Genomic DNA, 22368 nt, shown 5'->3' with positions numbered 1-22368 from the left:
CTTCTTTCACTACTTCACCTCTCAGGAGTCTCCATGCCCCTCGAATACCTCGGCGCCCCGCCCGTCGCGTCCGACCGCCAGGCCCGCCCCTTCTCCCCGGCCGTGCGCGCCGGCGACTTCATCTATGTGTCGGGCCAGGTGCCGGCGAACAAGGACGGCGAGATCGTGGTGGGCGGCATCGAGGCGCAGACGCGTCAGGTGATGGAAAACCTCAAGGCGGTGCTCGCACTGGCCGGCGCCACGCTCGACGACGTGTGCAAGAGCACCGTCTGGCTGCAGGACGCGCGCGACTTTGGTGCCTTCAACCGCATCTACATGGGCTACTTCGGCGAGAACAAGCCGGCGCGCTCGACCACCGAGGCGCGGCTGATGGTCGACGCCAAGGTCGAGATCGACGTCGTCGCCTACAAGCCCAAGGCCTGATCAGGCCGATCAGGCGGGCCGCAACTCGGTCTTGCGCTGGATGATGCGCGAGACCAGGCCGTACTCGACGGCCTCCGTGGCCGACAGCCAGCGGTCGCGCTCGATGTCGGCCAGCACCACGTCGATGGGCTTGCCGGTTTCGCGCGCGATCTCGTGCGCGATGCGCTGGCGGGCCTTGATGATTTCCTGCGCCTGGATCGCGATGTCCGTCGCCTGCCCGCCCGCGCCGCCGCTGGGCTGATGGATCAGGAAGCGCGTGTTGGGCAGGCACACGCGGCGCTCGCGCGGCGCGGCAAGAAACAGATGGGTGGCGGCGCTGCCGACCCAGCCGGTGCCGATCATGTTCACCGGCGCGCTGATGAAGCGCACGATGTCGTGGATGGCATCGCCCGACTCCAGATGGCCGCCGGGCGAGCTCACGAGGATGTCGATGGGCTTGTCGGCGCTGTCGGCATCGAGCGCAATGAGCCGGCGCGTCACGTCGGCGGCCACCGAGTCGGTGATGGAGCCGAAGATCAGCAGCGTGCGCGAGTTGAACGCTTTCTCCTCCAGATAGGAGTTGCGCGGCTCGGCGGTGGCCGCGGGCTTGGTGTCGTCTTCGGATTCCATTGAGAACATGGGCAGCGTGGACATGCAGAAAGCTCCTGTGGTTGAACTGTCCTGGCGGACAAGTCCACAGTTTCGTGACATCGGGGCCGCTGTGGCAAGCATGAACGCGATCTCTCGCAATTCCCGGCGCTGCTGCCTTGGCTCCTTCCCCCTCTGGGGGAAGGTTGGGATGGGGGCAGCGCGGCCTTCGAGGCTGCATGGCATTCAACGCCGTCGAGCCCCCACCCCGGCCCTCCCCCGGAAGGGGAGGGAGAAAAGCCGGGAGTCAGCCCGACAGGCGCCCGGCCACCAGCTGCAGCACCCGGTCGCAGCGCTTCGCCAGGTCCTGGTCGTGCGTGACCATCACGAACGCCGTGCGATGCCGGTGCGCCAGGTCGAGCATCAGCGCGAACACCGTGTCCGCCGTGCTGCGGTCGAGGTTGCCGGTGGGCTCGTCGGCCAGCACGCAGGCCGGCTGCGTGACCAGCGCACGCGCGATCGCCACGCGCTGGCGCTCGCCGCCCGACAGCTCGGCCGGACGGTGGTGCAAACGCTGGCCCAGCCCCACGCTTTCAAGAATCTTCGCCGCCGACTGCGCGGCCGCATGCGGCTCCACGCGGCGGATCTTCAGTGGCATGGCCACGTTGTCGAGCGCGCTGAACTCGGGCAGCAGGTGATGGAACTGGTAGACGAAGCCCAGGTGCTGGTTGCGCAGCCGCCCCTGCTCCGCCGCGTCGGCGTGCGCGATGTCCTTGCCCAGCAGTTCGACCTTGCCGGCCGTGGGTGCGTCGAGCCCGCCCATCAGGTGGAGCAGCGTGCTCTTGCCGGAGCCCGAGGCGCCGACGATGGCGAGCGTTTCGCCGGCATGCACGTCGAGGTCCACGCCGTGCAACACGGTCAGGTCGAGGCGGCCTTCGTGGAACCGTTTCGTCAGTCCACGGGCCTTCAATACAACTTCACTCATAGCGCAAGGCCTCGGCCGGATTGACTCGGCTGGCGCGCCAGCTCGGGTACAGCGTGGCGACGAAGGCCAGCACCAGGGAAATGATCGCGATCGGCACGATGTCGCTTTGCTGCGGATCGCTCGGCATCTTGCTGATCAGGTAGATGTCCTTCGGCAAGAAGCTCGCGTGGAACAGCTGCTCGAGGAAGGGCACGATCACGTCGATGTTGTAGGCAATGCCCAGCCCCAGCAGAAGGCCGGCCACGGTGCCGATCACGCCCACCATCGCGCCCTGCACCACGAAGATGCCCATGATGCTGCGCGGCGAGCTGCCCAGCGTGCGCAAGATGGCGATGTCGGCGCGCTTGTCGGTCACTGTCATCACCAGCGTGGAAACGAGGTTGAAGGCCGCCACCGCCACGATCAGCGTGAGGATGATGAACATCATGCGTTTCTCGACTTGCACGGCCGCGAACCAGGTCTTGTTCTGGCGCGTCCAGTCGCGGATGAGGAACTCGCCCGGCAGGGTTACTGCGAGCTGATCGGCCACGTCGCGCGCCTCGTTGAGGTTCTTGAGCTTCAGGCGGATGCCCGTTGGCCCTTCCAGGCGGAACACCTTGGCCGCGTCCTGCTCGTGGACCATGGCGAGCGCCGAGTCGTATTCGTAGTGGCCCGAGTCGAAAGTGCCGACCACGGTGAACTGCTTCAGTCGCGGCACCACGCCCGCCGGCGTGACCTGCCCGCCCGGCGCCACCAGCGTGACCTGGTCGCCCGGCTGCACGAAAAGCGAGCGCGCGAGTTCCGCGCCCAGCACGATGCCGAACTCGCCCGGCACCAGCTTGTCGAAGGTTCCCTTGGTGGCGATGCCGTTGGTGTCGGTGACTTCGGGCTCGAGCTTGGGATCGATACCGCGCACGATGGTGCCCTTCATGTCCTCGCCGCGCGCAATGAGCGCCTGCGTGTTGATGAAGGGCGCTGCGCCGACCACCTCGGGGTTCTTGCGCGCCGCGGCCATGATCTCGTCGAGGCTCTGCAGCGCCTGCCCGTCGCGCGAGAAGATCTCGATGTGCGACACCACGCCGAGCATGCGGTCGCGCACTTCCTTCTGGAAGCCGTTCATCACACTGAGCACAATGATCAGCGCCGCCACGCCCAGCGCGATGCCGAGCATCGAGACACCGGAGATGAAGGAGATGAAGCCGTTGCGCCGAGTCGCCCGGCCCGCGCGCGTGTAGCGCCAGCCGAGCTGCAGTTCATAAGGAAGTCGCATAGGGGCGGAATTGTGGCATCCCGGATTCCCTGGGGGCTTCCCGGACAATAGGGGAATGGCCGAAACCTCCCCACGTCACCTGTTGATTCCCTTTGCCGGCCGCGGTTCCCCGGCATGCCGCGCGGCGCTGCCCACCTTGCGGCTCCCCAATCTCGAAACCTTGCTGACGCGGCTCACACTGGCCGATACCGACACGCAGGACGAAAGCACCCGCTCGCCTCCGCACGAACGCGCGCTGTCCCGGGCAATGGGCATCGCCTCGGCCGACGGCTGCATCCCCTGGGCCGCGCTCGAAGCACGGCAACTGGGCATCGCCGCGCCCAACGACCATGAAGCCTGGGGCCTCGTCACGCTGTGCAACTGGCAGGTCGGCATCGACGACGTGGTGCTGGGCGACCCGTCCGCCATCGAGATCGACGCCGCCGAATCGGCCGCGCTGCTGCAAGCCGCGCGCCCCTTCTTCGAGGAAGACGGCATCGCGCTGCACCCCTCCTCCGCGCCCGGCCGATGGCTGGCGCGCGCGCCCATCTTCGACGGTCTGGCCACCGCCTCCATCGACCGCGCGGTGGGCTACCCGATCTCGCAGTGGTCGCCGCTCGGCGACTCGGCACGGCCGCTGCGCCGCCTGCAGAACGAAATGCAGATGCTGCTGTACACCCAGCGCGTGAACGACGACCGCGCCGCGCGCGGCGTGCCGCCGATCAACTCCTTCTGGCTCAGCGGGACCGGTGCGCTGAAGAATGAAGTCGAGCCCGCAGCGGCTGCGACAGTGAGCGATGAGCTTCGCGTCGCCGCCCTGCGCGACGACGGCATCGGCTGGGCCACCGCCTGGCAGGCGCTGGACGCGGGGCCTGTCGCCTCTCTGCTGGCCGACTACACGCGAGGCGCCCAGGTATCCCTCACGCTGTGCGGCGACCGCGCCGCGCAGCGCTACACCGTGCAGCCGCGCGGTCTGGCCCGCTGGGCGAAGAGCCTGTTCGACCGCAAGCGCGCATCGACCGCGCTGGAGTCGCTATGAAAATCATCGCCAGGGAGATCCCGCCACGCACCGTCTGGGCGCTGGAGCAGGCCGGCGTGCATCCGCTGCTCGCCCGGCTGTTCGCCGCCCGTGGCGTGCGTGCCAAGGAAGAGCTCGACGACGGCCTCGCGCGCCTGCTGATGCCGGACACGCTGCGCGGCACACAAGAGGCCGCGGTGCTGCTGGCCGACGCCATCGCGCAGGACAAGCGCCTGTGCATCGTCGCCGACTACGACTGCGACGGCGCCACCGCCTGCGCGGTCGGCGTGCGCGGCCTGCGCCTGCTGGGCGCGAAGCACGTGAGCTACCTCGTGCCCGACCGCGTGGTCGACGGCTACGGCCTCACGCCACCCATTGCCGAGCGCGTGGCCGACAGCGGCGCCGACATGCTGATCACCGTCGACAACGGCATTGCCAGCGTCGAAGGCGTGGCCGCCGCCAAGGTGCGCGGCCTGCAGGTGCTGGTGACCGACCACCACCTGCCCGGCCCCGAGCTGCCGATAGCCGACGTGATGGTCAACCCGAACCAGCCCGGCTGCGAATTCGAGAGCAAGAGCATCGCCGGTGTCGGCGTGATGTTCTACGTGCTGCTTGCGCTGCGCTCCGAGTTGCGCAGGCGTGGTGTGTTCGACACGCCTGCGCCCGCCGCCGGGCCGCCCCAAGGCGGGCCAGCCTCCCCCTCGGGGGGTGGCGAAGCACACGAAGTGGCAAGCCGGGGGGCAGGCAAACCGCAGCCCAAGCTCGACGCGCTGCTGCCGCTGGTCGCGCTCGGCACCGTGGCCGACGTGGTGAAGCTCGATGCCAACAACCGCCGCCTCGTGGCGCAGGGCCTGCGCCGCATCCGCGCCGGTGCGATGCCAGCAGGTGTGGCCGCCTTGTTCAAGGCCGCGGGCCGCAATGCATCGGTGGCCACCACCTTCGACTTCGGCTTCGCACTCGGCCCGCGCATCAATGCCGCCGGCCGGCTGGCCGACATGACGCTGGGCATCGAATGCCTGCTGACCGACGACGCGGGCCGCGCCGAGGAACTCGCGCGCATGCTCGACGGCATCAACCGCGAGCGGCGCGACATCGAAGGCGGCATGCGCGACCAGGCGCTGCTGCTGGCGGAGTCGCTGTTCGCCACCGACGGCGAGGGCATCGAAGCGCCGCCGCCAGCCATCAGCGTGTTCGACGCGGGCTTCCACGAAGGCGTGGTGGGCATCGTGGCCTCGCGCATCAAGGACCGCTTCCACCGGCCGACCTTCGTCTTCGCCGCGAGCGGCGCGCCCGGCAAGGAGCAGGAGCTGAAAGGCTCGGGCCGTTCGATTCCGGGCTTCCACCTGCGCGATGCGCTCGACCTCGTGGCCAAGCGCCACCCGGGCGTGCTGCTGCGCTTCGGCGGCCACGCGATGGCGGCCGGCTGCACGGTCGCGCGCGAGCACTTCGAGACCTTCGAGAAGGGCTTCGCGCAGGTCGCCGGCGAATGGCTGGCCGAGGCCGCGCTCACGCGGCAGATCGAGACCGACGGGCCGATCTCGCGCGAGTACATGCGCATCGACCTCGTCGACACGCTGCACCGCGAGGTGTGGGGCCAGGGCTTCGCGCCGCCGACCTTCAGCGAAGAGGTGGAAGTGGTGTCGCAGCGGCTGGTGGGCGAGAAGCACCTGTCGCTGAAACTCAGGCACCAGGGCCAGCCGATCGATGCGATCTGGTTCAGCCACACCGAGCCGCTGCCGCCGCGCGTGAAGCTCGCGTTCCGGCTCGATGCGGACGAATGGCAGGGCGTGCGGCGGCTGCGGTTGCTGGTCGAAGGGGCGGAGTTTTAGCGGCTGTCCCTGAAAAAGCCGGCAATCGCATGCCATGGCGGGCCACAGACAGGCGTTGTTACGTAACGCCTACGTTCGCGCGTCCGTAACAAATGGCAAAACCGGGCTCGCAAGGGCCCTTTCCGAGAGGCGCCGCACTCTCGGCCAGACGCACTTCTTCTATTGAAATCAAAGGATTACATGCAATGGCGGGGCCATTGCCTTGGTAGTCCTTCGCGTCGGCACTGTTCCTGCAGTGCAGTGCCCAAACAGAAGTCACAGCATTTCGACCCTGCGGAAAGCCCTACAGGGGACATATGCGGAATCACCAGCCAAACCGGAACGCCATTTAGTCCTTGTTTTGTGCATTTTTTCACCAAATCAGAAGAATATTGCGACAAACGTCAATAAAAAGTACTATGTGGACTACAAATTGGTTACAAATGTGAAAAACAAAGACACATTGCGCCTGCGCAAGCTCACCGGGAGGCGCAGACGTCATGCGATTTGCATCTTCGAGTGGATGGACACGCCGTGCTCCGATTGATTCTGTTGCGGCAGTAGAACCGGGGTCCGCTTTTGCTCACGCCAACTCACTTCGATCAACGCTTACTCAAAGACTCTCAAATGGCTCTTGGTATTGCTGGCTCTAAGGTCTTGGTGCTCGGTGGACGCGGCTTTCTCGGGCGTCACTTGGTCGATCTCCTCGTCAAGGAGGGATGCTCGGTCCGGATCTTCGACCGGCCGCACCGCTGCGCCGTTGATCGTGAGGGCTGCCCGCCGACGGTCGAAGTGTTCGAAGGGGACTTCATCCGCGGCGAAGGTCTTGCGCAAGCGCTTGTCGGAGTGGATGTTGTGTTTCACCTGATCAGCACCACGGTCCCCAGCGATTCGAATGCGGACCCGATCGGCGACGTCAACAGCAACCTGCTGGGCACGCTGCGCCTTCTGAGTCTGATGCGCACTGCGGAAGTCAAGCGCATCGTGTACGCGTCGTCGGGCGGCACGATCTACGGCAATCCTTACGCGCTTCCGGTGCCCGAAAACCATCCGCTGGGCCCGATCTGCTCCTATGGCGTGGTCAAGGTCGCCATCGAGCACTATCTCGGACTTCATTCCAAGCTGCATGGTCTGGTCTCGAATGTGCTGCGCATTTCGAACCCTTACGGGGCGCACCAGACGCGCATCGGCACGCAGGGCGTCATCTCGACCTTCCTGGACCGGTTGATAAAAGACGAGCCGATCGAGATCTGGGGCGACGGATCGATGGTGCGCGATTACGTCTACGTCACAGACGTCAGCAGGGCTCTTTTGCTGGCGGGCCAACGCCAGAAGTCGGGCACCTTCAACATCGGCAGCGGGGTCGGGCACAGAGTCAGCGACATCCTGCGGATTCTTCAGGAACGCACCGGCCTCACCGGCACGGTTCGGTACCTGCCTCATCGGAAATTCGACGTCGAGCGCATCTACCTGGACGTCAGCCTGGCGAGAGAGGAACTTGGCTGGAAACCCGAGTACTCGTTGGAGAGAGGCTGCTCGCTCTACTGCGACCTGCTGGGAATCAAGCCGCCGGAAGAGCTTGCACTAGCTTGAAAGAGCCGCTAACAATGGAGCGACGCTCGGTCATTCCTCTATGCCAGCCACCACCGTCGAAGGCGCTCGCCTTGAAATGATCGTTGACTCCAGCAGCACCAAGAACAAGGGCTTGGTCGAGAATCACCCTTCGCAGCAGCATGTGCGCGCAGCGAGCGAATCGCCTGCCGAGGCCGTGTCGAGGATGGCTGGCGGTTTCGCGATGACCCAGATCCTCCATACGGCCGTGCAGGCCGGCATAGCGGACTTCATGGGCGAGAAGAACTGCACGGCCGAGGAGATCGGCCAGTCACTGCATCTCGACGTGCGCGCGCTCAACCGATTTCTGCGAATGATGGTCGTGCTCGATCTCTTGGTGCAGGTGGGCCCGGAGACCTTCTGCCTGTCCGACGCCGGGCAACTCCTGCGCAGTGACCATCCCCAATCCATGCGCGAGCGCATCGCCTACATCGGAGCCGTCAACTACCCAGTGGCCAGCGCAGCCATCCATTCGCTGCGCACGGGCGAAACCGCGTTCGAGCATGTCTTTGGCATGCCCTTCTTCGATCACCTGGCGCAACAACCCGAGCTTGGCCGGGCATTCAACGGACTCATGCGGCGGGCCGTCGAGGCGCGCGTTGCAGGGGTGCTGGGCGCACACGACTTCTCGAATGCCCGCCACATCGTCGATCTTGGTGGCGGTACCGGTGCACTGCTGTCGGCCATCCTGGCGAACACGAAGGGGAGTTCAGGCACGATCTTCGACACGCCCACAGTCATCGCGCAGGCCCGTCGACAGCTCGCCGGCACGGCGTCGGCCTCGCGCGTCGGCTTCGTCGAAGGAGACCTGTTTTCCGGCCCCTATCCAGCCGGCGCCGACATGTATATCCTTTCCAACATCATCCACGACTGGAACGACGCGCAGGCTGAATCGATCCTTCGTCACTGCGCCCGAGCCATGCGCGGCAACAGCGAACTCCTCCTGATCGAGGAAACGATGCCCGCGTCGGTACTCGATTCCCCATCCACGGTGGCCAACGACTATTCGATGCTGCTGCTCACGGGCGGGTTGGAGCGCAGCCGGGACGAGTACCGGGCACTGCTCGAGCGCAGCGGACTTGCGCTCTCCAAAGTCACCCCGTTCGCGGCGCACAGCAGCGACCATCGGCGAAGAGGCCATTGGGCGCTCCTGCATTGCCATGCGAAATAGGGCTTCGGAACTGGGCGCTGGCCTCCCTCCGGGTGCGGACAGCGACGCTATTCGCAGCGTTGCGCACGAGCCCATCCTCGTGACGCAGCCGGTGCTACCGCCGCTCGAAGATCTGCTTCCCTCTCTTCAGGAGATCTGGGACAGCAAGGTGCTGACCAACGGCGGCCCGTTCCATCAGCGCTTCGAAACGGCATTGACCGAATACCTGGGTGTCGAACACATCTCCCTCTTTACGAACTGTACGATCGGCCTGGTCACGGCCCTGCAAGCGCTGGACATCCAGGGAGAAGTGATCACCAGCCCTTACTCCTTCGTCGCAACGGCCCATGCCTTGCTGTGGAACCGCATCACGCCCAAGTTCGTCGACATCGACCCCCACACGCTGAACATCGACCCCGAACGCATCGAAGCGGCCATCACTGCGTCGACCACCGCCATCATGGCGATCCACTGCTATGGCCATCCCTGCGACGTGGAGGCAATCGAACGCATCGCGCACAAGCACGGTCTGAAGGTGATCTACGACGCGGCCCATGCCTTCGGCGTGCGCCTGCCCGCAGGCAACCTGCTGAAGCACGGCGACCTGTCGGTGCTGAGCTTCCATGCAACCAAGGTGTTCAACACCTTCGAGGGCGGCGCCATCGTGTCGCCGGACGCGCAGACCAAGCTCTATGTCGACCAGCTCAAGAACTTCGGTTTCGTCGACGACGTCACGGTGGTTACGCCCGGCATCAACGGCAAGATGAGCGAGTTCAACGCCGCGCTGGGCCTGCTGCAGCTCAAGGACGTCGACCGGGCCATCGACCGCAGGCGCGAAATCGACCGGCGCTATCGCGACATGCTGGGCGCCGTCGAGGGCATCGAATGCGTCGGGTTCTCGGGCGAGGCGCTCGCCAACCACGCCTACTTCCCGATCCTGGTCCGCCCCGGATACCCCATGACCCGCGACGCGCTGTACCACGCGCTGCGCGACAACGGCGTACTCGTGCGGCGCTACTTTTATCCGCTGATCAGCAGCTTCCCGATGTACAGCCAGCTAGCGTCCTCGCGCGAAGAGAACCTGCCCGTGGCCACGGAAGCGGCCGCACAAGTGATCTGCCTTCCCATCCACCCGGCATTGCGCGACGACCAGGTCGAGCGCGTCGTGAGCCTGATTGCATCAGCACGCCGACGGCCATGACTAAGCGGATGGCGGGCATGCAGCCTTACTTCTTCCCGTACCTGGGTTACTGGCAACTCATCGGCGCGGTCGACTGCTTCGTGCTGTTCGACGAGGCCCAGTACATCAAGCAGGGCTGGGTCAATCGCAACCGCGTTCTGAAGCAGGGCGGCGGCTGGCAGTACATCCAGGTCCCTGTCGCCAGGCATCCGATGGAGGCGACGATCCACGATGTGCGGATCGCGCCAGACGCAGAGTGGCAACACAGGGTTCTGAACAAGCTCGCGCACTACAGATCCACCGCGCCCCATTTCGCCGAGACGATGGAACTCGTCGAAGCCTGCCTGCTGGGAAGCCGGGAACACAGCATCGGGGCGCTCAATTGCCGCGTGGTTCGCTTGGTGTGCGAGGCGCTGTCGATTCGCAGCGAGATCATCGTCTCGTCGGAACACGGATTCGACTACGCCGGTGTGGCCGAGCCGGGCGATTGGGCGCTGGCCCATGCGCTGCAGTTGGGCGCGACCGAGATCATCAATCCGCTCAACGGCATCTCCCTGCAGAGCCCCAGGAAATTGGCGGCTCACAAGATCGGCCTGAGTGCACTGCACCCGCCCACGGAGGTCTATGGGCAGGGCAGCGCGCCTTTCGAGCCGGCCCTTTCGATCATCGACGTGATGATGTTCAATGGGATGGAAGGAACCCGCCGTCTCTTGGCGGAACCCACCCTGAGCCGTTTCGACCTGTCCGAAAACAACACCTACCTTGCGCGCGAGGCACCGGAAACAGCAGGCTAGCCACGCCGCACGATCGCAGCCGGGGGACCGGGCGATCGCGCACTTCGTGGACGTCGTGCACGGCCCAGGGCGTCCGGATCACCAGAACTCAGATACAGCGGAGCTTGAGATGAAGGACTACTGGAAAAACCTCTACGACACAGTGAGTAGAAGACCGGGCAGCTCGCTTCTGGAGCAGGTCGGAAAAACATTGAACGGGCAGGCGCTTCCCGACGATCAGGTCGAACTGATTGCCCGCAGCGCCGCCGAGGCCCTGAAACTGACGTCGCAGGACTTGTTCATCGATCTGTGCTGTGGCAACGGCGTCATTACCGAGCGCATTGCACCCTTGGTAGACAAGGCATGGGGCGTCGATTTGTCGGAGGGTCTCATCGAGGTGGCCCAAAAGAATTCGAGTGCAAGCAACATCGAATACGCGCATGGCGACGTTTTGAACCTGGATGAAAAATATTTCTCCGGAACCAGGAAGATCCTGATGAACGAATCGCTGCAGCATTTTTCGAAGAGCGATCTCGGCCTGTTGCTCGAAAAAATGACCCGGCTCGAAAGCGGCTCGCTGATCTATTTCGGTGGAATACCGGATCGGGAAAAACTCGAAATCTACTATGACACGCCCGAAAAGCTCGCGTTCTACGAGAGCCGCGAACGCGAAGGACGCCCGCATATGGGCAAGTGGTGGTTGCGTCCGGAAATCTCCACGACTGCAAATGATCGGGGCTTCAAGGCCACCATCGTGCCCCAGAAACCATCGATGGTGACGTCCTATTACCGATTCGATGTTCTGCTTGAAAAATGACATCCGCTTCGATGCCCAAGATTTCCATTCTCCTCACATCGTTCAATCACGCGCAGTTCATTGGCGAAGCGATCGACAGCGTATTGAGCCAGACATTCAGAGATTTCGAACTCCTGATCCTAGATGACGCTTCGACCGATGAATCCTGGTGGATCATCAAGAGCAAGAGCAACACCGACCCCAGGATCAAGGCAATTCGCAATTCGAAGAAGGGCGAAATCACGTCAAGGGTGATCGATGTCATTTCCAACGTCGCGTCGGGCGAATACATCGCGGTCCATCATTCCGACGACATATGGGAGCCGGAGAAACTAAGCAAACAGGTCGCCTACCTGGACACCCATCCGGAGACTGGAGCCGTATTCACGGATGCCGGAGCGATTTCGGAAGAGAGCTTGCCCATCGAGGGGCATTTCTACAGCGGAATATTTTCGCAGCCCAATCGCACGCGGCAGGAATGGCTTCGCCATTTTTTCAACCACGGCAACGCCTTGTGCCATCCGAGCGCATTGATCCGCAAGCAATGCTTCAACGAGTGCGGCTATTACCGCCCGTGGTTGTGGCAAATCGATGATTTCGATATGTGGATCCGGCTTCTGATGAAATATGAAATTCACGTTTTGCCGGAAAAGCTTACACGCTTTCGCGTGCGAAACAACGAAGCCAATGTCAGCGGAAACTACCGGACGGCCCGCATCCGCAATTTCTACGAGTACCACAGGATGCTCGACAATTACCGGTCGATCGAAAATTTCGAGGATCTGTGCAAGATATTTCCCGAGGCACGCAAATACTATCGCGAAGATCACACCGACATCCTGTTTGCGCTGGGCCTGGCGTCGCTGCAAGTCGCGATTCGACCTTTTGCACAGCTTTTTTCGCTCAATCTGATCCAGGAGGCATTGATCGATCCTGTCAGGTCGAAATCCATCAAGGCCGCCTACGATTTCGACATCGGCAACCTGATGGAATTGACGGGCCGTCACGACGTTTTCTCGCTGGAGGAATTGTCCGAGCTGAACAAGCTTGCTGCGGAGCGCAGCCGGCAGATCGGCGAGATACAGGAGAAACTCTCGTCAGACGCCGAGCAGTTGAAGAATTTCAACCTCGGCGTCGCCGAGCGCGACCAGTTGATCCTCGACTTGGACCGAAAGCTTTCCGCGCACGACGGCACGATCGTCCAACTGACGGGGGAGGTACAGGCACGGGACGCCGAGGCCGGCAGGCGCAACGACCAGATCAGAGAACTGACCCAGGCCCTCTTGGACAGGAATGCCATGCTGGCCGAGGCCGGCAAGAACATCGCCGAGCGCGATGGCCGGCTGGTCGACGGCAACATGCTCATCGCCGACCTCCATGTGCAGATGGCCGAGAAGGATCGCCAGATCGGCGCGCTGGATCAACAGGTCGAAACGCTGGATCAACAGGTCTGCGTGCTGGATCAACAAGTTGAAACGCTGGATCAACAGGTCGAAGCGCTGGATCTGCAAGTCAGCGCGCTGGACGGCGGGGTCGCGACGCGCGACCACCGGATCGGCATGCTGGCTCACCAGCTCGGCGCATTGCACCACCAAGTGGCCAAGCAGGACGAAGACGCCGCGGAGCTTCAGCGGCAACTTGCGCAGCGCGGTGTCGAGGTCGATGCGCTGAGGAGCTCGCAGTCCTGGCGCATAACGCGCCCCCTGCGCTTTTTCGGCCAGCTGGCGCGCCGCGGCAAACGCGTGCTCGCGAAACGACCCGCGGCGTCGCCCGCAATGCCCCCTTTGCCGGAGCCGCGCCCGATGGCGACGCCCGACGGAACGGCCATCCCTGCCCGGGAGCACTTCGACGCGGCCTTCTATCTCGAAAGCTATCCGGATGTGGTCGAAGCAGGGGTCGATCCCTACTCGCACTTCGTCCTGAGCGGGGCCGCCGAAGGCCGGCTGGGCGCTCGCCCCCCGGCCGTTGCCGACAGTACCAACCGCGAGCAGACGGTGCTGGCCGACACACCAGCTTCCCGGGCAGAGGCCCCGGCTCTCGTTGTCGACCCCGACTTCGACGAGGCTTTCTACCTGCAACGGTATCCCGACGTTCGCAATGCCGGCGTGCCGCCGTACGAGCATTTCGTCAACCACGGGCGCGTCGAAGGCCGGGTCGCGACGAGGCCCCCACCCGGGATCCAGCAGGGCACGCACGCCGTGGACCCGGCCACGCGTTCGACGCTGGTCGTCAGCCACGAGGCGTCGCGCACGGGCGCGCCGATCCTGAGCCTGAATATGGCGAGCGCATCAGTTTCCAGCGCCGACGCCTCGGCCCTTTTCGTCGATCCCGACTTCGACGAGGCCTACTACTTGCACCGATATCCCGATATTCGCGATGCCGGCATGCCGCCCTACGAGCATTTCATCAACCATGGGCGCGCCGAAGGCCGGGTCGCGGCGAGGCCCCAACCCAGGATCCAGCAGGGCGCGCACGCCGTGGACCCGACCAGGCGTTCGGTGCTGGTCGTCAGCCACGAGGCTTCACGCACGGGCGCTCCGATCCTGAGCTTGAACATCGCAAGCGAATTGCAGAAGCGCTACAACGTCGTCGTCCTGCTGCTGGGCGGCGGCGAACTGGTTGCTGATTTCTGCGGGGCCGCGACTTCCGTAGCGGGGCCCGAGGCCGTCAGGGGTGCGCCCCAGGACGCCGACTTCGTCATCGCGGCGCTTTGTGCCCACACCAGTTTCGAGTTCGCGATCGTCAACAGCATCGAATCGCGGGTCGTTCTTCGCGGCCTGACGAAATCTTCAGTCCCGGCGGTCTGCCTGATCCACGAATTCGCAGCCTATACGAGGCCGCGCGATGCGTTCCCCTTTGCGATGCGATGGGCGGGCGAAACGGTGTTTTCGACGAGGATCACCTACGAGAACGCCATCTCCGAGCTTCCGGCGCTGGCCCACACCCATTGCCACATTCTTCCGCAGGGGCGCTGCGTGCCCCCGGCCGCCGAGATCGATCCAGCCAGGCAGGCGGCGGAGCGCGCGCGGGTGACGAAATATCTTCGCCCGGACGAATTGAAGGAGAAGAACGGCTTCGTCATCATCGGCGCAGGGTCCGTCCAATACAGAAAGGGCGTGGACCTGTTCATGGAATGCGCCGCGCGGGTAATCCGGTCACCGGGCGGAGAAGTCTGCCGCTTTGTCTGGATCGGCAACGGCTACGACCCGGAGAAGGACATCGGGTACTCGTCCTACCTGGCCGAACAGTTGCACAGGTCGGGCTTGGAAACCCGGTTCTTCTTCATGACAGAAACGCCCGCCATCGACGACGCCTACGCCATGGCCGGCGCCCTGCTGCTGAGTTCTCGGCTGGACCCGCTGCCCAATGTCGCCATCGACGCCATGACGCATGGCCTGCCCGTCGTCTGCTTCGCCAACGCATCGGGCATCGCCGACATCCTGGAGCAGAACGGTCTTGGCGAGCCCTGCGTCGCGCCCTATCACGACACGGCAGCCATGGCCGAGCTGATCCTGAAGCTGGCGCGCTCACCGCAAGCCAGGAACGATCTGGGCGCGCGCCTGAAACGGCTCGCCGACGAGCAATTCGACATGGCTGCCTACATCCACAAGCTGGAGCAGCTGGCGTCGAGCGCAGGGGATCGCCTGGCTCGCGAACTCGAGTCCTCGAAGATCATTGCGAAGTCAGACCTGTTGAAGCCGGATTTCTTCCTGCGCGCGCCCCAGGATGACAGGTCACTCGGCGACATCGTGCGCCATGACTACGTGCGCTCCTGGGCCACGGGCATCGACAAGCGCAAGCTCTTCCCGGGATTTCATCCGGGCATCTATCTGGAGAAAAACGAAGCCGGCAAGAACCGTCTCGATCCCCTGGCGGCCTATCTGCAAGCCGGGCAACCCGAGGGGCCTTGGAACTTCGAACTCATCCGCTCCGGAGATCGGGCCGTCGCGACCCCGGGCGATCTTCGGACGGCGTTGCACCTGCACGGCTACTACCCCGAGTTGCTGCAGGAGATCCTGAAGCGCCTCGGCACGAATCGGGCTCGTCCGGACCTTTTCATCAGCGTGCCCAACGAGGAGGGTGCCCAGGCCGCCCGCGCCCTTGCGCGCACATACACCGGGAATGTCGTCCAGATTCGCGTGGTCCCGAACGTGGGCCGCGACCTTGGCCCCTTCCTTACGGCTTTCGGCGAGGAACTGGTTGAGAACTACGACATCGTCGGCCACATCCACACCAAAAAGTCCCTGGACATCGCCGACGCGGCCACCGGCATCACGTGGCACCGTTTCCTCATGGAAAACCTGCTGGGCGGCAAGGCCCCCATGACCGACATCATCACGGGCCGGATGGCGGCGGATCCTTCCATCGGTTTGGTCTTTCCCGATGAGCCGCACATTGTCGACTGGGGCGCCAACAAGTCGCATGCCGAAGCACTGGCCCCTCGGCTAGGTTTGGGCGCATTGCCACGGCACCCTGTGTTTCCGGTCGGATCGATGTTCTGGGCCCGGACCGAGGCGATACGCCCCCTCGTGGATTTGAAGCTGGACTGGGCCGACTACCCGTCCGAGCCCCTGCCCCACGACGGTTCCATGCTGCACGCCATCGAAAGATTGCTGCCCCTCGTTGCCGAGGGTCGATCGACCCGTGTCGTGCTGACGCACGTGGACGGTGTCACGCGCTAGCCGGGTGTTACACCCGCGCTGAATCCGGACCGACCGGCCTCGTCGAAGGCACCAGGTCGTTCGCCGGATGGGGCGCATTACAGGGGGGTGGTGCCGCTTGTCCGAATCGAACGGACGACCTTCCGCTTACAAGGCGGGTGCTCTACCAACTGAGCTAAAGCGGCGAAATTCCAATGCGTGATTCTAGTAGCGCCAGCCAGGGTGGCCGGCCGCTGCTACTTGATGCGCTTGAGCGACGGCCGGGCCCCGCCACCAGCCGGCGGGCGCGGCGGCTCGTCGTCGGGATCGGCGGGCAAGCCGGTGTCGATGGCTTCGTCGGCGTCCTCGCCCGTCACCAGATGGACGACCTTGCCCGCGTCGCCTTCCGTGCCGCGCGAGGCGTCACGCAAGGGCATGCGAGCCTGGCCCTGGGACGACGACGATGCGGCGGACGACGGCACATCGCCTTGCTCGGTGCCGAGCGATGGCGCCGGCGCCGGAAACGCCATGCCCTGCCCGTTCTCGCGCGCGTAGATCGCGATCACGCGCCCCACCGGCACGCTGATTTCGCGTGCACTGCCCGCAAAACGGGCCTTGAACTCGATGAAATCGTTGCCGAGCTTGAGCGAGCTGGTCGCGTCGAAGCTGATGTTGAGCACGATCTCGCCGTTCTTCACGTACTCGCGCGGCACCTGGACGGTCTCGTCGACCTGCACCGCGACATAGGGCGTGAACCCGTTGTCGGTGCACCATTCGTACAGCGCCCGGATGAGGTACGGGCGGGTGGAGGACGACTCGAGCGCGTTGATCATGAAAGACGGCGAAAAGCGATGGAAGCAGGCACGAAGCTTACTTACTTTCGCATGACCTTTTCGGAAGGCGTCAGTGCTTCGATGTAAGCCGGGCGCGAGAAGATGCGCTCGGCGTACTTCAAGAGCGGTGCCGCGTTCTTGCTGAGGTCGATGCCGTAGTAGTCCAGGCGCCACAGCAGCGGAGCGATGGCCACGTCGAGCATCGAGAAGTTGTCGCCCAGCATGTACTTGTTCTTGAGGAACACGGGGGCCAGCTGCGTGAGGCGGTCGCGGATGTGCGAGCGGGCCTTTTCCAGCGCCTTCTCGTTGCCCTTGGTGGTGCGGTTCTCGAGCGTCGAGACGTGCACGAAGAGTTCCTTCTCGAAGTTGAGCAGGAACAGGCGCACGCGGGCGCGGTCGACCGGGTCGCCGGGCATCAGCTGGGGATGCGGGAAGCGCTCGTCGATGTACTCGTTGATGATGTTCGACTCGTACAGGATCAGGTCGCGCTCGACCAGGATCGGCACCTGGCCGTACGGGTTCATCACGCTGATGTCTTCGGGCTTGTTGTAGAGATCGACGTCGCGGATCTCGAAGTCCATGCCCTTTTCGAACAACACGAAGCGGCAGCGGTGGGAAAAGGGGCAGGTCGTTCCTGAATACAAGACCATCATGGCGAGAGACTCCTAAAAATCAAAAAGAGTGGGTCGCGTTGGCAACCCACTCTGTGGGACCGGATGCACGAGGCGCCCGGTCGGCGTGGACGGAACTACTTGACGTCTTTCCAGTACGAGGCGTTCAGTCGCCACACGAAAACCACCGACATGGCCAGGAACAGCAGCACCCACACGCCGATGCGGACGCGGGTGTTCTGTGCCGGTTCGGCCATCCATTGCAGGTAACTCACCAGGTCGCCGACCGCATGGTCGTACTGCACGGGCGTCAGGGTGCCGGGAGTGACTTGCTCCCAGCCCTTGAACACCTCGGCCTCGTGGCCGTGCTGTTCGATCTTGGTGTAGACCGGGCGGCGCTCGCCCTGCAGTTCCCACAGGGGGTTCGGCATGGCGACGCTCGGGAACACGAGGTTGTTCCAGCCGGTGGCCTTGGTGTCGTCGCGGTAGTAGGTGCGAAGGTACGTATAGAGGTAGTCGGCGCCGGTGCCGCCGTGGCCGGCGCGCGAGCGGGCGACCAGCGTCAGGTCAGGGGGCGTGGTGCCGAACCATTCCTTGGCCTGGCGGGCGTCGATGTTGGCCTTCATGGTCTCGCCGACCTTGTCGGTCGAGAACAGGAGGTTGTCCTTGATCTGCTGCTCGGTGATGCCGAGGTCCTGCAGGCGGTTGTAGCGCATGAAGGCAGCCGAGTGGCAGTTCAGGCAGTAGTTGACGAACAGCTTGGCGCCGTTCTGCAAGGCGGCCACGTCGGTCGTCTTGTTGGGTGCCTTGTCCCACGCAATGCCCTCGGACTCGGCCGATGCCGCCGCGGAGAAGGTCAGGCCCAGTGCAAGACCCAGGACCGCGAGCCAGCCGGAAATGCTTTTCTTCTTCATCGTGTTTCTCTCAGCTCTCTTGGCGCTTGTGGTTCTCAATGGGCGGCGAAGACCACGCGCTGGGGCACGGTCTTGAACTCGCCCTTGCGGCTCCACCACGGCATCAGCAGGAAGAAGCCGAAGTACACGAGCGTGCCGATCTGCGAGATGGTCTGCGCGATGTCCAGCTTGAACGAGCCGATGGCCAGCTCACCCCAGACGCCGGGCGGCTGGATGCCCAGGTAGCCCAGGATCAGGAAGAAGAAGACGAACAGGCCGTACACGTACTTGTGCCAGCCCGGACGGTAGCGGATCGACTTGACTTCGCTGTGGTCGAGCCACGGCAGGAAGAACAGGATGATGACCGAGCCGCCCATGATGACCACGCCCCAGAACTTGGCGTCGAAATTCTTGAGCAGGAAGATCACGACTGCCGCAACGACCACGCCGGCGATCTTCAGGCCCATGCCCGACTTGCCCTTGACGAAGTTCCAGATGGCGGCTGCAGCGATGATCAGCGCGAACACGTTGACCATGTCGTCGGTGGTCGCGCGCAACATCGAATAGAACGGCGTGAAGTACCACACCGGTGCGATGTGGTTCGGCGTCTTCAGCGAATCGGCCGGAATGAAGTTGTTGTACTCGAGGAAGTACCCGCCAGCTTCAGGGGCGAAGAAGATCACCGCCGAGAAGATCGTGAGGAACACCACCACGCCGAAGATGTCGTGCACCGTGTAGTACGGATGCGACGGAATGCCGTCCAGCGGATGGCCATCGGGGCCGCGGTTGGCCTTGATCTCGATGCCGTCGGGGTTGTTCGAACCCACTTCGTGCAATGCGATCAGGTGGGCCACCACCAGGCCGAGCAGCACCAGCGGCACGGCGATCACGTGGAAGCTGAAGAAGCGGTTCAGCGTGGCGTCGCTCACCACGTAGTCGCCGCGGATCAGCAGGGCCAGGTCAGGGCCGACGAAGGGGATGGCGGCGAACAGGTTCACGATCACCTGGGCGCCCCAATAGGACATCTGGCCCCAGGGCAGCAGGTAGCCCATGAAGGCCTCGGCCATCAGGCACAGGAAGATCGCGCAGCCGAACACCCAGATCAGCTCGCGCGGCTTGCGGTAGCTGCCGTACATGAGGCCGCGGAACATGTGCAGGTACACCACGATGAAGAACGCCGAGGCGCCCGTCGAGTGGATGTAGCGGATGAGCCAGCCCCACGGCACGTCGCGCATGATGTACTCGACCGATGCGAACGCCTGGTTCGCGTCGGGCTTGTAGTGCATCACGAGGAAGATGCCGGTGACGATCTGGATCACCAGCACCAGCATCGCCAGCGAGCCGAAGATGTACCAGAAGTTGAAGTTCTTCGGCGCGTAGTACTTGCCCCACTGGTCGTTCCAGAGCTTGGTGAGGGGGAAGCGGTTGTCGACCCAGTTCAGCAGCTTCTCGCCGGCGGGTGCGTTGGGGGAAATCTCGTGGAATTCAGCCATGTTCTTGTTCCGCCTCAGGCCTTCTTGGAGTCTTCACCGATCAGGAGCTTGGTGTCCGACAGGTACATGTGCGGCGGCACCGGCAGGTTGTCGGGCGCGGGCTTGTTCTTGAAGACCCGGCCGGCCAGGTCGAACGTGGAACCGTGGCAGGGGCAGAGGAAGCCGCCTTCCCAGTCGGCGGGCAGCGAGGGCTGCGGGCCGGCCTGGAAGCGGTCGCTCGGCGAGCAGCCCAGGTGGGTGCAGATGCCGACCACGACCAGCACTTCGGGCTTGATCGAGCGGTGCTCGTTCTGCGCGTACTTGGGGGTGAACTCGTCGGGGTGGCGCTTGGAGAGGGGATCGGCCAGCTGGCCATCCAGCTTGGGGAGTTCCGCGACCTGCGCGGGGGTGCGCTTGAGGATCCAGACTGGCTTGCCCCGCCATTCGACGGTCATTTTCTCGCCGACCTTGAGTGCCGAGATATCGACCTCGACCGCGGCACCCGCAGCCTTGGCCTTCTCGGAAGGCTGGAAAGTGCTCACAAAGGGAATGGCGGTGGCCACGCCGCCCGCTACGCCGGCACAGCTGGATGCGATCAACCACGTCCGCTTGCTTGTGTCGATCCGGGGCGAGCCGGAGGTCATGTCACTCATGGGGATCCTCTTGTCTTCTTCGCTGGAGCAGGGCCAACCTTAACCGTAGCAAGGTCAACCAAGGATTGTAGCGGGGCGCCGGATGGATTTTCAACGGGTCCCAACCCGAGGAAGCGGCGCACAGGCGCGCGACCAGGCGTTGCGCGCCATGGTGGGGACCGCCCGCCACCCGCAAGCAGGCGGCACAGGCGCACCGGCCTCAGTTCAGAAGGCCGTGCTGCGTCGCCTCGTGAACCGCCTGGGTCCGGGACTTCACCGAGAGCTTGCGGTAGATGCTCTTGGCATGAAACTCGACCGTGTTGATCGACAGGAAGACCGACTCGGCAATCTGCCGGTTGCTCCACCCTCGCGCGATCAGCCGCAGCACGTTGAGTTCCCGCGGCGACAACAACCCGGACGGCGGCTGCGGCTGCGGCCGGGGCTGCGGGGGCGGACTGGCCACGACTGGAACAGTGCCCTTCGGCCTGGCCGATGCCGCGATCGTGCCCAGCAGACGGCGCGCGACGCGCGAGTCCATCGGTGCGCCACCACGCTCGATCGAACGCAGTTGAAAAGCCAGTTCGGCGTCGTCCGCCTCGGTCAGCAAGTAGCCCACGGCTCCCGCAGCAATGGCGGCATCCACCAGTTCGCGGTCGTCGGCCGCCGACATGGCAACGCTCTCGATCCACGGATAGGCCTGGCAGGCATGTTGAATCAACGACACCCCGTCGCGGCTCGGCAGATTCATGTTGATCAGCATCAGGTCATAGGGCAGCGATGCCAGCAGGTTGCGGGCCTCGGCTCGAGTGGACGCGACCACCACGCGCCGCCCCGGTGCAAGGCCGCCGAGGATGCGGCGCATGCGCTCGGCCATGGCGATGTCTTCCTCGACGATCAACGCACTGCGAAAAGTGCTGCCGCAGGAATTCCTGGGCGAAAGCAACGGATGACAAACAACACTCATGACGACAACTCCGAACTAGAAATGCCCACTTTCGTTTCAGCCATTGCAGGAACAATGCCTAAGCGGAACACTTTGAATTGCAAGTACCTCCGCCACGTCGAATGCCTTGATTTCATTGAGAAATGCGATGCTGCCGGTGTGAATTTCAAGCAGCAAACAGCAGCGGCGGGCTTGCCGCGCCATCGTCGTTACGTCGGGCGCATCGAAGGCGTTACGTAGCACCGCGAAACACGCCTGGGCGAAAGTCACGACTGCGTCCGTCTCCCTCTGTACAAGGCGGGGGAATTGTTGCGGCACATTTGCGATGCTGTTAACCTCATTGCGATAAACATCGAACTTCAAGGGATCAGCATGACGATTTTCAAGCTCTCCGCGGCCGTGGCTCTGGCTGTTCTGGCAACTTCTTCTGCCTTTGCTCAAATCCCCGGTGCGAGCGATAGAGCACAGATTATCCAGGGCGCGACCGGCGGCGCTGGCGCTGGTGGCGCCACCAATGCCGCAGTCGGACGAGTGAGCCCCACAGTGGTCGGTGGCGTTGCCGCCGGCGTGGCGCTCGCTGCCGCTCTTGGCAGCGGCAACGGTGGCAATTCTGGCGGCGGCTTCGGCGTTGGCCCTGGCGGCACCACTGGCACCGGCACCACTGGTACCACCGGCACGCGTTAATGCTGCGTGCCCTCCCCTTGGGAGGGCATTCGCTGAAAAGTCCGCGCGTTGGTTCCGCCACGCGATTCTTGAAACGTTGCCTTTGGGCAACGTTTTGTTTGGGCGTTGGCGGTTGCTCCTC

The 22368-nt window shown here is 64.0% G+C and carries 19 protein-coding genes and 1 tRNA gene; 9 read left to right on the top strand and 11 right to left on the bottom strand.

Annotated elements, in window-relative coordinates; genetic code table 11:
- The first annotated feature begins 33 nt into the window (after positions 1–33).
- Positions 34–423 (top strand): RidA family protein, encoded by a 390-nt coding sequence (locus ASC92_RS01580; RefSeq protein WP_056509661.1) that lies wholly within the window; start codon positions 34–36, stop codon positions 421–423.
- 9 nt (positions 424–432) lie between these two features.
- Here ASC92_RS01580 and ASC92_RS01575 read toward each other — a convergent pair whose 3' ends face one another.
- The 3 genes from ASC92_RS01575 to ASC92_RS01565 all read right to left on the bottom strand — a co-directional run bounded on the left by ASC92_RS01575 (position 433) and on the right by ASC92_RS01565 (position 3224).
- Complete coding sequence (locus tag ASC92_RS01575) at positions 433–1032, bottom strand: ATP-dependent Clp protease proteolytic subunit (protein ID WP_056511755.1); 600 nt, start codon at positions 1030–1032, stop codon at positions 433–435.
- 265 nt (positions 1033–1297) lie between these two features.
- Positions 1298–1975: a lipoprotein-releasing ABC transporter ATP-binding protein LolD gene (gene lolD / locus ASC92_RS01570; protein ID WP_056509658.1), complete on the bottom strand. Its 678-nt coding sequence runs from the start codon at positions 1973–1975 to the stop codon at positions 1298–1300.
- Positions 1968–3224 carry a lipoprotein-releasing ABC transporter permease subunit gene (locus ASC92_RS01565; protein ID WP_056509656.1) on the bottom strand — a complete coding sequence of 419 codons (1257 nt, stop codon included), beginning with the start codon at positions 3222–3224 and terminating at the stop codon, positions 1968–1970. Before ASC92_RS01565 ends, lolD begins: the two co-directional genes overlap by 8 nt.
- A 55-nt stretch (positions 3225–3279) precedes the next feature.
- Between ASC92_RS01565 and ASC92_RS01560 the strand changes: the two genes are divergently transcribed.
- The 8 genes from ASC92_RS01560 (at position 3280) to ASC92_RS01525 (ending at position 16221) form a co-directional block, all read left to right on the top strand.
- A complete protein-coding gene (locus ASC92_RS01560; RefSeq protein ID WP_056509654.1) occupies positions 3280–4242 on the top strand; it encodes a hypothetical protein in 963 nt (320 codons plus the stop codon).
- Entirely contained in the window at positions 4239–6050 is a 1812-nt protein-coding gene (gene recJ / locus ASC92_RS01555; protein ID WP_056509653.1) for a single-stranded-DNA-specific exonuclease RecJ, read from the top strand. The genes ASC92_RS01560 and recJ overlap by 4 nt, the downstream gene beginning before the upstream one ends.
- Positions 6051–6656: 606 nt before the next feature.
- On the top strand, positions 6657–7622 hold the full coding sequence (locus tag ASC92_RS01550; protein WP_056509651.1) for an NAD-dependent epimerase/dehydratase family protein: 966 nt from the start codon (positions 6657–6659) through the stop codon (positions 7620–7622).
- 40 nt (positions 7623–7662) lie between these two features.
- Positions 7663–8811: a methyltransferase gene (locus ASC92_RS01545; RefSeq protein WP_056509647.1), complete on the top strand. Its 1149-nt coding sequence runs from the start codon at positions 7663–7665 to the stop codon at positions 8809–8811.
- A complete protein-coding gene (locus ASC92_RS01540; RefSeq protein ID WP_082519448.1) occupies positions 8801–9991 on the top strand; it encodes a DegT/DnrJ/EryC1/StrS family aminotransferase in 1191 nt (396 codons plus the stop codon). Before ASC92_RS01545 ends, ASC92_RS01540 begins: the two co-directional genes overlap by 11 nt.
- 8 nt (positions 9992–9999) lie before the next feature.
- Positions 10000–10764: a WbqC family protein gene (locus ASC92_RS01535; RefSeq protein WP_056509644.1), complete on the top strand. Its 765-nt coding sequence runs from the start codon at positions 10000–10002 to the stop codon at positions 10762–10764.
- Positions 10765–10873: 109 nt separating this feature from the next.
- A complete protein-coding gene (locus tag ASC92_RS01530) occupies positions 10874–11560 on the top strand; it encodes a class I SAM-dependent methyltransferase (RefSeq protein ID WP_082519446.1) in 687 nt (228 codons plus the stop codon).
- Between the two features lie 11 nt (positions 11561–11571).
- Positions 11572–16221: a rhamnan synthesis F family protein gene (locus ASC92_RS01525; protein ID WP_162245694.1), complete on the top strand. Its 4650-nt coding sequence runs from the start codon at positions 11572–11574 to the stop codon at positions 16219–16221.
- An 88-nt stretch (positions 16222–16309) separates the two neighbouring features.
- Here the strand turns inward: ASC92_RS01525 and ASC92_RS01520 are convergent.
- From ASC92_RS01520 to ASC92_RS28865, 8 genes are all read right to left on the bottom strand, one after another.
- Positions 16310–16385 (bottom strand) — tRNA-Thr (locus tag ASC92_RS01520).
- Positions 16386–16436: 51 nt separating this feature from the next.
- Positions 16437–17012, bottom strand: a complete 576-nt coding sequence (locus ASC92_RS01515) for a ClpXP protease specificity-enhancing factor (RefSeq protein ID WP_056509633.1) — start codon at positions 17010–17012, stop codon at positions 16437–16439.
- Positions 17013–17053: 41 nt separating this feature from the next.
- Entirely contained in the window at positions 17054–17665 is a 612-nt protein-coding gene (locus ASC92_RS01510) for a glutathione S-transferase N-terminal domain-containing protein (protein WP_007835362.1), read from the bottom strand.
- Positions 17666–17760: 95 nt separating this feature from the next.
- A complete protein-coding gene (locus tag ASC92_RS01505) occupies positions 17761–18537 on the bottom strand; it encodes a cytochrome c1 (RefSeq protein ID WP_056509630.1) in 777 nt (258 codons plus the stop codon).
- Positions 18538–18572: 35 nt separating this feature from the next.
- Positions 18573–20009: a cytochrome b gene (locus ASC92_RS01500; protein ID WP_056509626.1), complete on the bottom strand. Its 1437-nt coding sequence runs from the start codon at positions 20007–20009 to the stop codon at positions 18573–18575.
- A 14-nt stretch (positions 20010–20023) separates the two neighbouring features.
- The gene (gene petA / locus ASC92_RS01495; RefSeq protein WP_056509624.1) at positions 20024–20641 is read right to left on the bottom strand and encodes a ubiquinol-cytochrome c reductase iron-sulfur subunit; all 618 of its coding nucleotides are present in this window, start codon (positions 20639–20641) and stop codon (positions 20024–20026) included.
- 199 nt (positions 20642–20840) lie between these two features.
- Positions 20841–21494, bottom strand: a complete 654-nt coding sequence (locus ASC92_RS01490) for a response regulator transcription factor (RefSeq protein WP_235505641.1) — start codon at positions 21492–21494, stop codon at positions 20841–20843.
- Positions 21495–21620: 126 nt separating this feature from the next.
- The gene (locus tag ASC92_RS28865; RefSeq protein ID WP_162245693.1) at positions 21621–22337 is read right to left on the bottom strand and encodes a hypothetical protein; all 717 of its coding nucleotides are present in this window, start codon (positions 22335–22337) and stop codon (positions 21621–21623) included.
- Positions 22338–22368: the final 31 nt, after the last annotated feature.

The organism is Variovorax sp. Root411 (genome assembly GCF_001425205.1).
In the GTDB taxonomy this organism is placed as follows: Bacteria; Pseudomonadota; Gammaproteobacteria; order Burkholderiales; family Burkholderiaceae_C; genus Variovorax.
This window is presented reverse-complemented; position numbering and strand designations above follow the sequence as displayed.

Coding starts and splice junctions, on each gene's coding strand:
- ASC92_RS01580 (WP_056509661.1), top strand. CDS start 34: ATGCCCCTCGAATACCTCGGCGCCCCGCCCGTCGCGTCCGACCGCCAG.
- ASC92_RS01575 (WP_056511755.1), bottom strand. CDS start 1,032: ATGGAATCCGAAGACGACACCAAGCCCGCGGCCACCGCCGAGCCGCGC.
- lolD (WP_056509658.1), bottom strand. CDS start 1,975: ATGAGTGAAGTTGTATTGAAGGCCCGTGGACTGACGAAACGGTTCCAC.
- ASC92_RS01565 (WP_056509656.1), bottom strand. CDS start 3,224: ATGCGACTTCCTTATGAACTGCAGCTCGGCTGGCGCTACACGCGCGCG.
- ASC92_RS01560 (WP_056509654.1), top strand. CDS start 3,280: ATGGCCGAAACCTCCCCACGTCACCTGTTGATTCCCTTTGCCGGCCGC.
- recJ (WP_056509653.1), top strand. CDS start 4,239: ATGAAAATCATCGCCAGGGAGATCCCGCCACGCACCGTCTGGGCGCTG.
- ASC92_RS01550 (WP_056509651.1), top strand. CDS start 6,657: ATGGCTCTTGGTATTGCTGGCTCTAAGGTCTTGGTGCTCGGTGGACGC.
- ASC92_RS01545 (WP_056509647.1), top strand. CDS start 7,663: ATGCCAGCCACCACCGTCGAAGGCGCTCGCCTTGAAATGATCGTTGAC.
- ASC92_RS01540 (WP_082519448.1), top strand. CDS start 8,801: ATGCGAAATAGGGCTTCGGAACTGGGCGCTGGCCTCCCTCCGGGTGCG.
- ASC92_RS01535 (WP_056509644.1), top strand. CDS start 10,000: ATGGCGGGCATGCAGCCTTACTTCTTCCCGTACCTGGGTTACTGGCAA.
- ASC92_RS01530 (WP_082519446.1), top strand. CDS start 10,874: ATGAAGGACTACTGGAAAAACCTCTACGACACAGTGAGTAGAAGACCG.
- ASC92_RS01525 (WP_162245694.1), top strand. CDS start 11,572: ATGCCCAAGATTTCCATTCTCCTCACATCGTTCAATCACGCGCAGTTC.
- ASC92_RS01515 (WP_056509633.1), bottom strand. CDS start 17,012: ATGATCAACGCGCTCGAGTCGTCCTCCACCCGCCCGTACCTCATCCGG.
- ASC92_RS01510 (WP_007835362.1), bottom strand. CDS start 17,665: ATGATGGTCTTGTATTCAGGAACGACCTGCCCCTTTTCCCACCGCTGC.
- ASC92_RS01505 (WP_056509630.1), bottom strand. CDS start 18,537: ATGAAGAAGAAAAGCATTTCCGGCTGGCTCGCGGTCCTGGGTCTTGCA.
- ASC92_RS01500 (WP_056509626.1), bottom strand. CDS start 20,009: ATGGCTGAATTCCACGAGATTTCCCCCAACGCACCCGCCGGCGAGAAG.
- petA (WP_056509624.1), bottom strand. CDS start 20,641: ATGAGTGACATGACCTCCGGCTCGCCCCGGATCGACACAAGCAAGCGG.
- ASC92_RS01490 (WP_235505641.1), bottom strand. CDS start 21,494: ATGGCCGAGCGCATGCGCCGCATCCTCGGCGGCCTTGCACCGGGGCGG.